This is a genomic window from Clostridium nitrophenolicum, from assembly GCF_055391695.1.
The window spans coordinates 2,973,522-2,990,344 of the sequence record NZ_AP042469.1; the positions used below are offsets into that span (position 1 = coordinate 2,973,522).

The 16,823-nt window shown below is 30.4% G+C and carries 13 protein-coding genes; 2 read left to right on the forward strand and 11 right to left on the reverse strand.

The features are described from left to right. Window positions 1–86 precede the first annotated feature (86 nt). The 7 genes from ACZ5N4_RS14110 to ACZ5N4_RS14140 form a co-directional block, all read right to left on the reverse strand. Window positions 87–2,087 carry an ABC transporter ATP-binding protein gene (locus ACZ5N4_RS14110; protein WP_464203149.1) on the reverse strand — a complete coding sequence of 667 codons (2,001 nt, stop codon included), beginning with the start codon at window positions 2,085–2,087 and terminating at the stop codon, window positions 87–89. An 84-nt stretch (window positions 2,088–2,171) separates the two neighbouring features. Then, entirely contained in the window at window positions 2,172–3,899 is a 1,728-nt protein-coding gene (locus ACZ5N4_RS14115) for an ABC transporter ATP-binding protein (RefSeq protein WP_464203150.1), read from the reverse strand. 29 nt (window positions 3,900–3,928) lie between these two features. Next, window positions 3,929–4,381 (reverse strand): MarR family winged helix-turn-helix transcriptional regulator, encoded by a 453-nt coding sequence (locus ACZ5N4_RS14120; RefSeq protein WP_464203151.1) that lies wholly within the window; start codon window positions 4,379–4,381, stop codon window positions 3,929–3,931. A gap of 392 nt (window positions 4,382–4,773) precedes the next feature. Continuing rightward, on the reverse strand, window positions 4,774–5,496 hold the full coding sequence (locus ACZ5N4_RS14125) for an EcsC family protein (RefSeq protein ID WP_464203152.1): 723 nt from the start codon (window positions 5,494–5,496) through the stop codon (window positions 4,774–4,776). A gap of 371 nt (window positions 5,497–5,867) precedes the next feature. Beyond that, the gene (locus ACZ5N4_RS14130) at window positions 5,868–6,518 is read right to left on the reverse strand and encodes an ABC-2 transporter permease (RefSeq protein ID WP_464203153.1); all 651 of its coding nucleotides are present in this window, start codon (window positions 6,516–6,518) and stop codon (window positions 5,868–5,870) included. After that, window positions 6,511–7,377, reverse strand: coding sequence for an ABC transporter ATP-binding protein (locus tag ACZ5N4_RS14135; protein WP_464203154.1), 867 nt, complete (start codon window positions 7,375–7,377; stop codon window positions 6,511–6,513). Before ACZ5N4_RS14135 ends, ACZ5N4_RS14130 begins: the two co-directional genes overlap by 8 nt. A 3-nt stretch (window positions 7,378–7,380) precedes the next feature. Further along, window positions 7,381–7,755, reverse strand: a complete 375-nt coding sequence (locus tag ACZ5N4_RS14140; RefSeq protein ID WP_211140992.1) for a GntR family transcriptional regulator — start codon at window positions 7,753–7,755, stop codon at window positions 7,381–7,383. A 294-nt stretch (window positions 7,756–8,049) separates the two neighbouring features. Between ACZ5N4_RS14140 and nudC the strand changes: the two genes are divergently transcribed. Continuing rightward, on the forward strand, window positions 8,050–8,835 hold the full coding sequence (gene nudC / locus ACZ5N4_RS14145; RefSeq protein WP_464203155.1) for an NAD(+) diphosphatase: 786 nt from the start codon (window positions 8,050–8,052) through the stop codon (window positions 8,833–8,835). A 98-nt stretch (window positions 8,836–8,933) separates the two neighbouring features. Here the strand turns inward: nudC and ACZ5N4_RS14150 are convergent, their stop codons facing one another. The 3 genes from ACZ5N4_RS14150 to hisS all read right to left on the reverse strand — a co-directional run bounded on the left by ACZ5N4_RS14150 (window position 8,934) and on the right by hisS (window position 14,576). Beyond that, window positions 8,934–11,411, reverse strand: a complete 2,478-nt coding sequence (locus ACZ5N4_RS14150) for an ABC transporter substrate-binding protein (protein WP_464203156.1) — start codon at window positions 11,409–11,411, stop codon at window positions 8,934–8,936. A 259-nt stretch (window positions 11,412–11,670) separates the two neighbouring features. Next, window positions 11,671–12,975, reverse strand: a complete 1,305-nt coding sequence (locus ACZ5N4_RS14155) for a hemolysin family protein (RefSeq protein ID WP_464203157.1) — start codon at window positions 12,973–12,975, stop codon at window positions 11,671–11,673. Between the two features lie 284 nt (window positions 12,976–13,259). Beyond that, window positions 13,260–14,576, reverse strand: coding sequence for a histidine--tRNA ligase (hisS, locus tag ACZ5N4_RS14160; protein WP_464203158.1), 1,317 nt, complete (start codon window positions 14,574–14,576; stop codon window positions 13,260–13,262). A gap of 439 nt (window positions 14,577–15,015) precedes the next feature. On the opposite strand from hisS, the gene ACZ5N4_RS14165 reads away from it, so the two are divergent. Next, window positions 15,016–15,807 carry a Cof-type HAD-IIB family hydrolase gene (locus ACZ5N4_RS14165; protein WP_464203159.1) on the forward strand — a complete coding sequence of 264 codons (792 nt, stop codon included), beginning with the start codon at window positions 15,016–15,018 and terminating at the stop codon, window positions 15,805–15,807. Window positions 15,808–15,898: 91 nt separating this feature from the next. Here the strand turns inward: ACZ5N4_RS14165 and ACZ5N4_RS14170 are convergent, their stop codons facing one another. After that, complete coding sequence (locus ACZ5N4_RS14170) at window positions 15,899–16,765, reverse strand: LysR family transcriptional regulator (RefSeq protein WP_464203160.1); 867 nt, start codon at window positions 16,763–16,765, stop codon at window positions 15,899–15,901. Between the last annotated feature and the right edge of the window lie 58 nt (window positions 16,766–16,823).

The window sequence follows — 16,823 nt, forward strand, 5'->3', positions numbered from 1 at the left end:
AAATATATATAATTGTTTAAAATAAAAAAACTGCGCAGAAAACTGCAGCAGTTTTTTATTCATATAATTAATAACATTAGCTACGCTTAAATAGCCTGTTCCCCTAGATTTTTACCTGTAAATTGACTGTTGTAAAGATCAGCATAAAAGCCTCCTTTATCAAGGAGCTCATTATGGTTACCTTGTTCAATGATTTTACCATTGTTCATTACAAGTATCAAATCTGCATCTTTTATTGTAGATAATCTATGGGCTATAACAAAGCTGGTTCTTCCCTTCATCAGATTAGTCATAGCCTTTTGTATCTGAACTTCAGTTCTTGTGTCAACACTACTTGTTGCCTCATCGAGAATTAGTATTGCAGGATCAGCAAGTATAGCACGAGCAATAGTTAAAAGCTGTTTTTGACCTTGTGATATATTAGATGCTTCCTCATTTAGCACTGTATTATATCCTTCTGGAAGAGTTCTAATAAAGTGGTCAGCATGAGCAGCCTTTGCTGCTTTGATGACATTCTCGTCTGTTGCACCTCTGCGTCCATAAGCAATATTGTCTTTTATAGTACCATTAAAAAGCCATGTATCTTGAAGTACCATACCAAACATAGTACGCAAGTCTCCCCGTTTTAAATCCCTAACATCTACACCGTCAATAGTAATTTTTCCATCGTTTATTTCATAAAAACGCATTAGTAGGTTTATTAATGTAGTTTTACCTGCGCCAGTTGGACCAACTATCGCTATTGTTTCTCCTTCTTTTACATCTATATTCATATCTTCTATAAGGGTAACATTTTCTTTGTAACCGAATTTAACATTTTCAAATTTAACCTCACCTTTTACCGGTGCTATTACCTTTGTACTATTATCATCTAAATTTCTTTCTAGTATTTGATTATTTTTAAAGTCAACAATTTTAGCATCTTCTCTATCTGGGATTTCTTCAACCTCATCTAATAGTTCAAATACACGCTCAGCTGCTGCTATTGTAGACTGAAGAATATTAGCTATATTTGCAGTTTGAACAATCGGTTGACCAAATTGCCTTGCATACTGAATAAATGCCTGGATATCTCCAATTTCAATTTTCTTTTTAGTAACAAAAATTCCTCCAACAACACAAACGAGAACGTAGCCTATATTGTTAATAAAGTTCATTAAAGGCATAATTATACCAGAGATAAACTGAGCCTTCCATCCTACATTATATAGTCTTTCATTAATGCTGTTAAACTCATTTATCGATTTTTCTTCATGTCCAAAAGCTTTTACTATTTTATGTCCAGTATACATCTCTTCTACATGGCCATTTAGTTCTCCAATAGTTTTCTGCTGTTCTGCAAAATATTTTTGTGAACGCTTTGCTATAGTTGTTGTAACAATTATAGATAGTGGCAATGTTATAAGGGTAACAAGTGTCAACGTTACGCTTATTGATAACATCATTACAATAATACCTACTATAGTTACAACTGAAGTGATAAGCTGAGTCAAACTCTGCTGCAAGGTAGTTGATATAGTATCAACATCATTTGTAACACGACTTAATATTTCTCCATGTGTACGTGAATCAAAATATTTAAGAGGTAAACGTGCAAGTTTATTGTTTAAGTCGTTACGCATATTAAATACAGTTTTCTGTGCAACACCAGCCATAACGTACTGTTGAATATAACTGAATGCTGCACTGATAACATATAAACCAATTAGATAAAGTATTATTTGCCCAATATAATTAAAGTCAACACTTGGAACTCCCTGTTGTTTTAATTGAAGTAATAGCTGTGGGTTTGCACCTTTTTTTACTGCTGAAGCTGCTGCATTTAACTTTTCATAGTACATATATTTATTCATCAAGCCTTCAAATAACTTGGTTGTAGCTTTTCCCATTATCTTAGGACTAACAATACTAAAAATAGTACTTAAAATGGCTGTTATAAACACTACAATAAGATTTATCTTATGTGGTGCTAGGTATTTTATAAGCCTTTTCATCGTTCCCTTAAAATTTTTGGCTTTTTCTGCTGGCATTCCCATGGCCATACCTCCACCCATAGGACCTCTTCCAGCTCTTCTTTTTTCACCCATAATAATATCCTCCTTCTATGCATAAGGTCAGCTAGCTTTTAGTGATTTATTGTTCTGCTTCTAAAAGTCTAGTAGATGCTTGCTTTATGCTAATTCCGCCTCTGATAACTGTGAAGATACTATCTCGCGATATATCTCGCAATCATTTAAAAGGGTTTTATGTGTGCCGATTCCTGCAATTCTACCTTCATCTAACACTATAATCCTATCGGCATCTATTACAGTGCTGACTCTTTGAGCAACAATAATTGCTGTTGAAGCCTTTATTTCTGATTTTAAAGCTGCTCTAAGCTTTGCATCAGTTTTAAAATCTAGTGCTGAAAAGCTGTCGTCAAATATAAATATCTCCGGTCTTCTAACAAGTGCACGAGCAATGGCCAGACGCTGCTTTTGCCCTCCGGAAACATTACTACCACCTTGAGCAATCATTGAATCATATCCCTCTTTCATATTAGACACAAATTCTGATGCTTGAGCAATTTCTGCTGCATGCCTAATCTCCATATCATTTGCATCCTCTTTTCCATATCTGATATTGTCAGATATGGTTCCAGTAAACAATACAGCCTTTTGTGGAACAAAACCAATTTTTTTTCTAAGGTTTTCTTGAGACATTTCTCTAATATCCATTCCGTCAACTAAAATACTGCCACTATCAATATCATAGAAGCGAGGTATGAGGCTTATTAGTGTGGATTTACCAGAACCTGTTCCGCCAATAATGGCAGTTATTTCACCAGGTTTTGCGCCAAAAGAAATATTGCTTATCGCTGGCTGCTCTGCACCAGGATAACTAAAGGTAACATCCTTAAATTCTATATATCCTCTTTCTTTTTCAGTATTTTTGGGTTCTGTAGGATCATTAATTTCAGGTTTCATATCAAGCACTTCGTTAATTCTTACTGCTGAAGCCTCAGCACGAGGTATCATAACAAACATCATAGAAACCATAATTAAGGAAAACATTATCTGCATAGCATATTGAATAAATGCCATCATATCTCCTACCTGCATTTTTCCACTATCAATACGTATTCCACCAAACCAAATTATTGCAACACTTGTAAGGTTCATCATTATTATCATAGCAGGCATTAAAACTGCCATTATTTTATTAACTTTAATAGCAGTGTTGGTTAAATCAGAATTAGCTTCAGTAAATCGTATTTTTTCATCATCAATACGATTAAAAGCACGTATTACTCTTATTCCTATAAGATTCTCACGTACAACAAGATTTAACTTATCTAATTTTACCTGCATTGCTTTAAATAATGGAACTCCCTTTGTTGCAACTAACGCAATTATACCTGCAAGAACAGGAATAACTACTACGAGAATAAGTGACAACTCTGCATCTTTTGACACAGCCATAATAATACCACCTATACACATCAGTGGTGCACTAATCATCATACGCAATATTAATATTGTTACTTGTTGTACTTGCATAATATCATTTGTAGTTCTTGTGATAAGTGACGCTGTACCTACTTTGTCAAATTCATTTAAGGAAAAACTTTCTGCTCTTGAAAAAACTTCCTTTCTAATATCTCGACCAAACTTTGTTGCAACTTTTGATGAGAAAAAACTTGCCAAAATTGTACAAACACCGCTGACTGCTGCTACAATCAGCATAAATCCGCCGATTCTCATTATATAGTTAGTATCTCCCTTAACAATACCAGTGTTAACTATATCTGACATTAATGTAGGGAGGTATAATTCTGCAATAGATTGAAAAAATAAAAGAACTAAAATACCTGTTACAACCATTGCATATGGCTTTAAAAATCTAAATAATTTAAACATCATTATCATCTCCAATTACTAAACTATAGTTATATTTCAATCTTCCTATCGCATACTTTCATAAGATTATCTCTGACTTGCATTAGCAATCTACGAAGTAATATTTCTTCCTCTGAGGTAAAATTACTAAAGCATTCTGAATTTATAATCTTCATAACTTCCTTTACTTCTTCACAAACTTTTCCCCCCTTTTCTGTAATATAAACTCGCGAAATTCGCTGATCAACAGCATCTGCTTTTCGTTCTAAAAGCCCTGCCTTTTCCATCCTATTTAACATGACTGTAGCTGTCGCTGGCTTAATGTTAAGCTTATTTGCCAACTCTTTCTGACTCTGTCCATCTTTTTTATATAATGTAAATAGCATACCTGGTTGACCAGGGTATACCCCTACTTTATCAAGCAATGTATGAGTACGGTGATAGTGAAGTTTTATTACTTGAGCAAAAACATGATATAATGAATCATCTTGAAAACATTCCATTAAGTCACCTCCAATTTATTTAGTCGTCTAACTGTATTTTATAATATCATTACTTTTTACGTAAGTCAACAAACTTAATAAAATACTTGTATAGCAAGTATACCAGAAAACGTTATCTTCATTATTTATTTACTAATTTAGTTTGTTGTCTAATTATATTATTGAATTATTATAACTATATTGCTGTAATATTATTTGTCATATTACTATATTTATCCGAGATATATCATTACTTATGGACATTTTAAGAATACTTTTTTACTTGCACTTTAATAATAGTCTATGACGTTATGTTAGAGTCAACAGTTAAGCTTAAATTTTAATAATAATATTAAAAATAACAAATGGGTTATCTCATAATGTATAGATAACATTATGAGACAACCCATTTGTTATTTGTCTTTAAAAATTCTCATTCTATAAGCATTAATTGCAGTTTCACCAAGCTTATCTAATAATTGATAATTTGCATAAGCTCCAACCACAGCTCCAATTCCCGGAACTAACTGCAGCATTTTTGCTAAATCGATATAGTCTCTATATTCCTGCTGAAAAGTTCTCCAATCAAAGGAATTCACATCTTCTGGAAGATGTTTAACATAGTTTTCCCAGTCTGCAATCTCTAAATAAACTCGTGCTCTTCTCTCAGGACTTGAAAAAGCCAACTGAAATATATATAAAATATATAATCTTTCTTTGTAATTTGCTGCATTAAAACCATATAAGCTTGCTACCTCAAATAAAAACTTTATTTTTATGCTTAAAAGTATTGGAAAGTCTGCTAATCCTAGAAGCAATCCCCCTGCTCCTGTGCCAGCACCACTTAAAACAGCAGCTTTTCTATAAGAATTTAATTTTTCCTTAACTAATCTTTCTCTTTCTTCTAAAGATACATTCATTAGAGGTAACTTTGTTGTAAATTCAGAACCTAGAAGAACTACTTTTACAGTATTTTTTATCGCATCTGTAATTATTTTATTTGCTTTATCTGGTATTAAGTTATTGACTTTGTTTTGCAGCCCTTTAGCTACCTTGCTTGTGAATGATGGTTTCTTTAACATCTTTTTCTGCCATAATTCTAGCTCTTTTTTAGCTTCCTCTGTGTAATTATTCATACTTACTCCTTAAAAATATTTGATAACTATATTTAAATTACTATAATATTATATTAAGGCATTTAAATGAAATTTAAAATATCTTCACTTAAACTTTAATAACAACATTTAAATTATTTTTTTTAATTTACTATAATTTGTCGCCAAAATAAGTAAGAGAGATGAGATAAAGTATAACAGTGTTCCATATACATTACTTATAATAGCAACTTTTGAACCAAATATAAATGCTGTTCCGCTTAAACAATAAAGTAAGATATTAATATATTTTATATTTTTCATTTCACCACCTCTAATCTTCATTTATAATATTTAGCAAGATAACATATTTACATTCTTTAGTTTTATAAATATTACAATTTAAAAGTTTTCTAAAATTCCCTGCTCTCATATAGCTTAACAGACAGTAAAAAAGAACCTAGAATCATGATTATTATAGCACCTAAAAGATATACTAATATTTGCATATCAGATTTACTAGTAAAGAAATTTACTATAGTTTTTATAAATATATTACTTTGAGTTTTGCTTGTTATTTTTGCAAGTGCTGCTCCCCCAAAGAAAGTAAGAAAAAATAGCACTAAGACAACAATTCTAGATTTTGTATAACCAACCTTAAAGATAACAGGAAGATATATACCATTTAAAAGAGTTATAGCAAAAAGTGCACCTATTATTTCTTCTAAAGTAACAGGATGTATTGTAATAGGAGATCCCAATAGCCTAATTACAATTGTTGTAAGAAAATATGCAGCTATTCCCACTCCAATATATAGAAAAATAGAGAGATACTTTGCCAATACAATATTTCTTCTTTTTATAGGCAAACTGTTTAACATTATATCCGATTTATTTTTCTCCTCCAGTGAAAATCCTGTTATGACGAGAATATAGCTAATCATCACCATAGCTGAAACAAAACCTGCTTCTTTGAGGAACACTATTAAAAATATCATATATACAAAGGTAAATAACACTGTCTTTTTTTGTATTAAAATATCTTTTATTATAAGATTAAACATTTAATTCCCTCCTTGTACAATACAACATGACATCTTCTAGAGATGGTTTTTCTATGATAATACCATCCTTAATAAATTTGTTTATACTGCTTCGATTTTTTGCTAATCCCTCAAAACCAAATTGATTTTCTTTTATACCAACGAAATTTTTTCTCGTATCTTCATTTAAAAACTCTTTCTTTCCTTTTACAAGTCCATAGCAATCTAGAATTTCATCCTTAGTTGTACTGAATAATATTTCACCATCGTTAATTAAAGTTACATAATCAGCTATTTTATCTAAATCTGATGTAATGTGTGTTGAAAAGAAGATACCTTTATTTTCGTCTTGTATTAAATAAGAGAATATATCCAGTAACTCATTTCTTATCAATGGGTCTAAGCCCGAAGTTGGTTCATCCATAATAATAAGTTCCGCTTGATGAGAAAGTGCAATAGCTAAAGAAAATTTCATTTTCATTCCTTTTGATAGTTCTTTTATCTTCTTCTTAGGTGCTAGATTAAATTCTTTTAAATATCTATTAAAACATTCATCGCTCCAGTTTTTATATAGAGGAGCAATAATTCTCTTCATTTCAGAAATAGTTAACTCCTCATAAAAGTAATTTTCATCATAGACAAAGCCAATTCTATTTTTAATTTCATTTTCATTTTTGACATTGTCTAATCCAAAAACTTTTATCTCTCCAGCATCCTTCTTAAGCAGATTCATTATTAGCTTAATGGTGGTACTTTTACCTGCTCCATTAGGACCAATAAACCCCATAATAAACCCCTTTTCAAGAGTAAAACTAATATTTTTTAGAGAAAAATCCTTAAAATCTTTTTTCAAATTCTTTATTTCTAAAATTGGTGCCATTTATTAAACCTCCTCATAGAAAAGCTTAAGCATTTCTTTCATTTCTTCTAAAGATAAATTTATACTTTTTCCTGCAGTAATTGCTTCCAAAAGTTTTTCTTCCACCATCTTCAATCTAGTTTCTCGCATAAGTTCCTTATTTTGTGCGGCTACATAAGTGCCTTTGCCAGGTATTGTTACAATATACCCATCTTTTTCAAGTTCATCATAAGCTCTTTTTGTTGTAATTACACTAATTTGAAGTTCTTTTGCTAAGTTTCTAATTGACGGGAGGCCCTCAGCCTCTGAAAGCTCACCTTTTAAAATTGACTGCTTTATTTGTGTAACAATTTGTGCATATATGGGCTCCTGTGATGAATTAGAAATAATTATATTCATTATTTTATACCAACCCTCCAATCAATATATACTGTATATATACATTATATACAGTTAAATATCTAATGTCAACACTTACCAAAGTTTTTGTAGACTCTTCTATTGTATGAAGTAAGTGAGTTCATAGAATATTCTTAGCAGTTTATTGTTCTGTGCGCTGATTTAGTGTGAATTACTTTTACTGAGTGTGAAAATATTTGAATGATTGTCCACTAGATAAATAAATAATAAAAATAATAATAAATTTATGGTATTATTAACATAATAAATTTAATGCAAAAGGTGTGACTAAAGATGAAAAGATTTTATTTTATATTCAATGGCGATGAACTGTTAGTTAAAATTAAAGACAACCACATATCCTTCATCGATGATGATGATATTAATTCCTTAAAAGTTAGTTTAATAAATTCAGACAGTTTTATATCAGAAGATAATAACGAATACATATTTGGAGAATTAAGTAAGCAAGTAAATGTTGCTGAGCCCCTTCAATTTATTAAATTTCGCTCGCTTATAGCATTACTGGACATGCCTCTGTTTAATTTGGCCTCCAGAGCCCTTCACTTACTTAACTGGAATAGAACTTATAAATATTGTAATAAATGCGGCTCCCCCCTTAAGGATAAAGATGATGAAAGAGCAAAAGTCTGCCCTAATTGTGGTCTAATAGTTTATCCAAGAATATCGCCAGCAATAATAACTGCTGTTGTCAAGGATAATAAACTACTGCTAGCCCATAACGTTAACTTTAATAAAGATGTATATAGTGTTATAGCTGGATTTGTAGAACCTGGAGAATCCTTTGAAGCTTGCGTTGCTAGAGAAGTCTTTGAGGAAATCGGAATACAAGTTAAGAATGTAAAATATTTTGGCAGCCAACCTTGGCCTTTTCCAGATTCTTTGATGGTAGCATTTACATGTGAATATAGCAGTAGTGAAATAAAAGTAGACGGAATAGAGATCAGCGATGCAGATTGGTATAGTGTAGAAGAGCTTCCTAAAATACCGACTAAGGGAAGTATAGCCCGCAATTTAATAGAATGGTTTGTAGATAACCACAGGAGTACAAACCAATAAGCAACTTAATTACTAATAAATAATCTCTACAACGCTAAAAAGAGTACATACTAATAAGACCAATTTTAATTAGTATGTACTCCTTTAATTTTGAGTAACTACTTTTCTATTATTATATCTTCATATCTAACTATTCCAAGAGGACTAATTCTTACACCAATTACACCTTCTCTTGAAACATGTCCGAGCTGTGGATGATATAAAAATATCCAAGGTGAATCATCAACTATGATTTGCTGTAGTTCTTTATATACCTGTATTCTCTTATCAGGATTAATAATTTCCTTAGCCTTTTCCATCATTTCTGTAACCTTTGGATTATTATATCCAGTAAAGTCTGTAAAGTTAGAGGGATTAAACATAGGCTGAAGAAAATTATCCATATCTCCAGTATCTGATATCCATCTACTTAAAAACAGGTCACTTTTATTTATTGATTCTGGATTAAGATATTTATCAGGACTTACCATTTCCAAAGTACATTCAATTCCTACTTCTTTTAAGTCATTTACAATTGATTGTGTTATTTTATAAAAAATAGTTTCGCTACTTTCGTCTCTAATTAAAATTCTAAGCTTCGAATTTCCTATTAAAGTGCCTTTTCTACTTAAAATTTCTTTTGCTAATCTTTGATTATAGGTAAAGCCTGATAAATACTTATTCTCAACCATATTTGAAGGCATAGGCCCCTTAGCTTCCTCTCCAAGGCCTCCTAATATTTCATCTATAATTTTCTTTTTATTAACCGCTAAGTTAAAGGCCTTCCTAATTTCATTGTCTTTTGCAAATATGGAATTTGATCGTAAATTAAAGCCAGCATAATAAGTTCCCATTACGCTTTTATATTTTATATCTAAGCCTTTAATTTTTGATAATTCCTCCATTTGTTTTTTATTATCTATTGTAACAAAGTCACATTCATTATCGATAAAGCTCTCTATAGACTTTATTCCTTCAAATCTTACAATGATCTTATCCACATATGGAGAACCACCAAAATAATTATTAAAAGCAGTTAACACACACCTATCCTTTTCTACACTTTCTAAAATATATGGACCACATCCAGTGAATTTTCCTTTCTCAACATCTTCTTTAGCAAGTATAGAGCAAACATATTGTCCAAGATTAAGTAAAAATCCAGTGTATGGTCTCGTGAGTTTGAGCGAAACTCTGTACCTATCGAGTATTTTTATCCCCTTAACTTCTTGTGCTATTCCTTTATTATACTCTTTTGCCCCCTCAATTTGTTCTAAGAACCAACTATTTGGAGATTTTAAAGATGGCCTTAATAATCTTTCATATGTATATTTAACATCTTCTGCTGTTATTTCTCTACCATTATGAAATTTGGCGCCTTTTCTTAAATTAAATATCCATGTTAAGTTGTCATCCTCAACATACCAGCTTTTTGCGATTCCAGGAGTAATTTCTCCAGTAGAGCTTATTAGTAACAATCCACCATGTACATTATATAGAATTTGTCCACTCTGAGTATCTATTGCAAGCTGTGGATCATAGCTTAATGGAGCCTCACTCAAAAATGTTGTAAGCATTAATTCAGATTTCTCATCTGTTTCAATTTTATCTAAAAGCTTAGTAGATATACTTTGTAGATCCTTTGAAACATTTGAAAGAATATTTAGTGAAGTTTTAGTATACTGAGTATTTAGTGATGCAGTTTCTACCATGCCCATAACCTTCTCAGATGTTCTATTCATCTCTTCTGTGGAAAAGATAATATTTTCAAGGCTTTCAGTCTGTTTTGAAACTGCTGCATTAATTTCCTCTGCCACCTCACTAGTAGTACTTACAGCATTTATTATGTTATTAAATACTTCTTTAGTATTTTTTCCAATATTACTTCCCTCTAATACTTTGTCCATGCTTTTATTCATGGCGCCTATAGTTTCATCTATACTATTATTTATTTCATTAATAGTATTTGATATATGTCCAGCTGATTCTGCACTTCTCTGAGCAAGATTTTTAACTTCTTGAGCAACCACTGCAAAGCCTCTTCCAGCTTCTCCTGCCCTAGCTGCTTCAATAGATGCATTTAAAGATAAAAGATTTGTATGATTTGCTATATCTTTAATAATTGCAAGCATTTCATTTATATGAGCTGCTTTTAGACTTAAATCGTTTACTACTTTTTTAGCATTTTGAACGGATAGCTCAATTTCATTCATAGCTGATATAGAGCTGTCTACTGCATTACTGCCTTCTCTAGCTATTTCCATTGTCTGTTCTGCTATACGTTTTGAGTTTTCAGTACTAGCAAAAACTTCCTCAGCTAATGCTGAGTAATTACTTATTTCACTGACAACCTTCTCAATAGATTCCTTTTGTATTTCGGCATTTTTAGCAATATCTTGCGTTAATGATATTAAGTTTTCAGCTGCAAAACCAGTTTCTTCAATTTTATCATTTATTCTTGTTACTATGCATTTTTGATTGTGTTTTAAAAGACTTAATTCATTTTCATTTTGTATGTTATATAAAATTTCATTTTTAAGTGGTTTATAGACAGTTTCTTTATTTGAGTTTTCTTTACTTTTTTTCCATCCAAGCATTAACTTCACCTCATTTAACTATTACAACTACTTTATTCTATAATATTTTAGCATATTTTTCAAAACATTTTCTCTGTATTTCGTATATTGATATTTTTCGTAATAAAAACTACTTATAAAGATAAATTTGCTAATTTTTTTCTTTATATTTTTTTAAAACTTATATGGTTTAATTATTTCACTAATTACTTTTAAACAAAAAGATGCTGGTTTAACCCAGCATCCAATGTTTAAACAATATTTGTTGATATTATATTTATTATCCTATATAAACTTTAAGTTCTTCTATTCTCTTTTCATTTACCTTCTCAATTTTAAACTTTAAGTTATCATATTCAATAGTGCTATCATCGTCATCTTTAGGTATAGTTCCTAAAAGTGTCACTACGAATCCTCCTATAGTGTCTATATCATCTGAAGGTAAGTTAATATTTAAACTTTCGTTAACTTCATCTATTGGTATTAACCCATTAATTAAATAGGTATTTGAATCGATTTTTTTAATGTAATCTGTGTTTTCATCATACTCATCAAATATATTTCCCATAATTTCTTCAATTAAGTCTTCTATTGTTACGATACCTGAAAATCCTCCATATTCATCAATCAATATGGCCATATGATTATTGGTACTCTGTAATTCTCTGAATAAAGCGTCTATATTCTTAGTCTCTGGAACAAAATGAGGCGGTCTCAGAAGAGTTTTTATATTTATATTTTCAATATCTTTATTTTTTAATTGAATAAATAGATCTTTCATATATAAAACACCAATAATATTATCAATGTCGTTTTCATATATAGGTATTCTCGAATATTGTTCTTCTGATATTTGATTTAAGAGTTCGTCAATTGGAGTACCTAACTCTAAAGCAAATACATTTATTCTTGGAGTCATTATTTCCTTAGCTAAGGTGTCATCGAATTTAAAAATGCTATCTATCATGTCCTTTTCAATTTCATTAATAACTCCATTCTCTTCTCCAACCTTAATCATTGAGCGTATTTCTTCCTCTGATACTTTTTCTTCAAGGTTGTCTAAATTCATTCCAAATATTTTAACTAGTATATTTGTTGACGCTGTGAGCATTTTTACAAATGGAGAAGTGATTTTAGATACAAATAATATTGGTTTAATTGCAAACATAGCTATTTGTTCTGATTTTTGTAATGCAATTCTTTTTGGAAATAGTTCTCCAAAAACCAAAGTGACATATGACAGCAGCACTGTTATAACAACAACAGATATTTCATTACTTCCTGGTATACTAAACTTATTCAGTACACTTGAAAGATGTTTTGATATATTTGTTGCTGCAGATGCACTGGCTAAAAAGCCTGCCAAGGTAATTCCCACCTGAATTGTAGCTAAAAATTTACTAGGCTCATTTAAAAGTTTTAGTAAATACTTTGCTTTTACATTCCCTTCTTCAGCAAGATGGTTAACTTTATTCTTGTTTAAAGAAACTATTGCCATCTCCGAGGCTGCAAAAAAAGCATTGATTAGAACTAAAACCAAAATCAATAATAGCTCTAGTAAAATACTACTCGGACCATTGTCCATTAATTATTCCCCCTAACATAAATAAGAAATATAGAGTAAATTATAACATAAATTCGTCTGATATTAAAACATCGTAGACAATCAAATGCTACGTATAATCTCATTTATTTGCTTTAACAGACAAATACATAATATTATATAAGGAATTTATGGCTTTTATTCTTGAAATATCTTAAAATCTTTGAATTTTGGAAGCATTTATAAAAATTAAAATAAAACTGGCACTTAATACATGCCAGCTTTTAAATTTATTTGATATTTGCTCTGAAATTTAAAAATTCTGCTTATAATTTTACTTTATTAATTATTTCTTCTATGGATAAACTCAATTGTTCTCCAGTGTTCATATCTTTTAGTGTTAATATTTTGCTGTTAACTTCTTCTTCACCAATTATTATGACAAATGGTATTCTTAGCTTATTGGCATATGAAAGTTTTTTATTAAATTTGTTATTTTCTAAGTAAACTTCCGAAATAATATTATTTTCCCTTAATTCTTTAACAACTTCTACTGAGTATCCCATAGTTTCTCCCATAGGGACAACTAGCACCTTCGTTAAAGATGAAGAGGCATTTTCTTTTAGGATTCCAAGTTCTCTTAGTTGGGAGAACAATCTAGTTAACCCTATAGATATTCCAACACCTTGAAGTTTTTGGTTAGTGTAATGCCCTGCTAGATCCTCGTAACGACCACCAGAACATATTGACCCGATATTAGGGTAATCATCAAGCATTGTTTCATAAACTGTTCCAGTGTAGTATTCTAGTCCTCTTGCTATTTTTAAATCTATAATATAATTTTTTTCTGGGACTCCAAAACACCCAATATAATAAATAACCTTAGAAAGCTCATCTAGACCAAGCTTAAAGTCTTCATTTTCAATATTTAGCTCTGCTAGTGAATTTAATATTTCTTGATTACTTCCCTTTATATCGATAAAATTAATTATTTTATCAACAGCAGCTTCATCTAATCCTAACTCCTTCAGTTCACCGAAAACTGCCTCCATACCTATTTTATCTACCTTATCAATGATTCTTAATACCTCTACACCATTTAAAATTCCGAGGTAACTAAAAAATCCATTTAAGATTTTTCTATTATTTATACGTATTTTAAAAGAGCTTAATCCAATTTCCGTGAATATTGAATATATTATGCTTGGAATCTCTGCATCATTTACTATGCTTAATTCTCCATTGTTAATAATATCTATGTCGCATTGATAAAATTCGCGGTAACGTCCTTTTTGATTTCTTTCACCTCTAAATACCTTACCTATTTGATATCTGCGGAATGGAAAAGTTAAATCAGACATATGCTGAGCAGAATATCTAGCAAAAGGAACTGTTAAGTCAAATCTCAATGATATATCATTGCTTCCTTTAGTAAATCTATAAATCTGCTTATCAGTTTCTTGCCCTCCCTTAGCTAATAATATTTCTGTTTTTTCTATTATAGGAGTATCCATAGGTATAAAACCGCTTTTTTCATAATTACTCCTAATAATATCCATAATATTATTAAATACAATTTGATCCGCTGGCAGTAACTCCATGAATCCTGGTAAAGTTGATGGTTTGATAAACTGTTTTTCCATTTTCATTCCTCCTGAATTATTTTCTATTTAATTTACATAAAAAACCCATGCAGGCTTTGTACCTACATGGGTGATAATTTACTAAATTAACTATCATCACCATAGATACAACTGCTATAAATTCAAGCAGACCTACATCTATGGTTATTTTCCATGACGTAAGTCTCTACTAATGATGGTGATGAGTTGTTTTAAACATTATAATTAAGCTCTGCATAATTTTTTCTCCTAAATATATAATATTTATAATTATAATATATCACATTAAATTATTAAAGTACAATATTCCTTTTTTATTATTATATGCATTATTTATGATAACTTGCTTTTTTATATTAAATTGCAGCAAATCTTGATAGTTTGCTATTAAAATGTGGATTTTTTAAAAAGGTCATATTATAATAAAGCTCTACACTATGGAAGAAAGAGGTTGATCTATATGATAAAGCTTATAGCAAGTGACATGGATGGTACATTATTAAATGAACATGATAAATTAAACGAAGAATTTTTTCATATAATAGAAAAGCTTAAAGAAAGAAATATAATATTCGTTGCCGCAAGTGGCAGGCAATACTTCAATCTTGAAAACAAATTTTCTAGAGTAAAGAATGATATAATATTTGCCGCTGAAAATGGAAGTTTTGTACTTTATGAAGGTGAAGAAATATACTCAAGTATATTAGATAAGAACGTAGTTAAGGAACTTATTAAAATTGGAAGAGAACTTGATGACTGTGAGATAATATTATGTGGCAAAAAATCAGCATATATTGAGAAAAACTATAAAAAATTTATAGATGAGGTTGAAAGATATTATCTAAAATATGAAGTTGTTGATGACCTTGATGAAGTTGATGATGACATTTTAAAATTCACACTATGCGATTTTAAAGGATCTGCTGAGAATTCAAACAATGTATTTAAGCCAATTTGGGGAGATTCTCTTCAAATTACTGTATCCGGACAAATTTGGCTTGATATTATTAATAAGGATGTAAATAAAGGTGTAGCAATTAAATACATTCAGGAAAAGTTAAATATAACTGCTGAAGAGACAATGGTTTTTGGTGATTATTTTAATGATGTAGAAATGTTTAAATCCGCTTACTACAGTTATGCAATGGCTAATGCACCTGAAGAAGTTAAAAAACATGCTAGATTTGCTGCTAAAAGCAATAGAGAAAATGGAGTATTGGAAGTTATAAAAAATGAGGTTTTAAACAAGTAGTAAATAAGTTGGTTGCTGAATGCTTATTATAATTTAATATAACATAAAACCTATTGAAAACATTTAATAGGTTTTATGTTTATTTTATATGTTACACCTCAAAGAATTCTAAAAAATGCTTAGCTGCAGTTGATAAGTATCTGTCTTTTCTCCATATTGCTGCTATGCTTGTTTCTAAAGATGGTTCATTAATATCTTTATATTTTAAATTTGTGCTCTTAACGAGCTCCAATGCAGTTTTAGGTACAATGGCTATACCAATGCCCGATTGAGCCCATAACAATGTTGTTCTCGCATCATCGTTTTTACAAATTATTTTTGCTTCAAATCCTACCTTAAGACAAGACTCAGATATTATCTTTTCAAACCTTCTATATATAATTAATGGCTTGTCTATTAAATCAGTAAGAGATATAAATTTGTTTTCTTCAAGCCAATTACAGTCTTTAGCATATACTGCTATCATAGGTTCTTTTGATAGAAATCTTACTTCAAATTCATCTGTATTAAAAGGGGTTCTCACAATTCCAATTTCTATTACACCATTATTTAATATCTCTAATATTCTAAAAGTGTTTCCTTCCCATACCTCAAAACTTACACCAGGATACTTACTATGAAAGCTTTGTATTCTCTCTGGAAGAAGTGTAGCCCCAGAAGAGGATACTGTACCGATAGATAAAGTTCCCTTTAGTCCAGTTCCAAAATCCTTTAATTCTTTAACTGTAGACTGCGCTAGTTCTATCATTTGTTCAGCTCTATTGCGTAATATTTTACCGGCATCTGTTAGTTGAATTTTACGACTTCCTCTTTCAACAAGCTTAACGCCTAACTCTTCTTCAAGCAGCTTTAGATGGTAACTAAGTGGCGGTTGAGCAATATTTAATTTTTTTGCAGCTCCTGTTATTTGACCTTCTTCGGCTATTGCAAGAAAATATTTAAGCTGTTTTATATCCATAAAATCATCACCTCTGATATACAATTTTTATATCGAATAGATATATATTTAATATTTT